The organism is Paenibacillus curdlanolyticus YK9 (assembly GCF_000179615.1).
GTDB lineage: Bacteria > Bacillota > Bacilli > Paenibacillales > Paenibacillaceae > Paenibacillus_T > Paenibacillus_T curdlanolyticus.
Genome location: NZ_AEDD01000036.1, coordinates 141 through 599, shown reverse-complemented (window position 1 = coordinate 599; position 459 = coordinate 141). Strand labels below are relative to the sequence as shown.

1 protein-coding gene is annotated in these 459 nt (G+C 47.1%); it reads right to left on the bottom strand.

Features of this window, described 5'->3' with window-relative positions:
* The coding region (locus PAECUDRAFT_RS24320) for a transposase (RefSeq protein ID WP_199558789.1) at positions 1-327 on the bottom strand (327 nt) is incomplete at its 3' end.
* Between the last annotated feature and the right edge of the window lie 132 nt (positions 328-459).

Genomic DNA, 459 nt, shown 5'->3' with positions numbered 1-459 from the left:
GTCTTTCAGCGCGGCTGGGTTCGTTTTTTTTAAAAGGTCTTTCAGAATGTTGTTTTCCAGCTCTTTCTCACCCAACAGCTTCATAGCTTCCTTGTATTTATTCTGTAACTCATGAAGGCTTGCTGCATCTAGTTTCATCTGCTTTGCTTCGTCCTGTTTGCGTACCACTATATCACCCACCTCATCCTGGTATTGACGAACCCACGTGCTCAGTGTACTCGGAGACATACCGTGCTGTCGGGCAACTGCCTCTACCCTATACCCGGCTAGCACTTCAGCTACCAGCTCCCTCTTCACCGTAACGGGGCATCGAAACCTTCTTTTCATGGACAATTCCTCCACTTCTTCTAAGTTTATATGAAGTGGTGAAAGTGTCCAAGTTGATTAGGGGGCTATAAAGGAAATCTTCCCTATCCGTATCGAGGGCGGCCAAGCGGGAGGATAGGGAATAGAAATCTT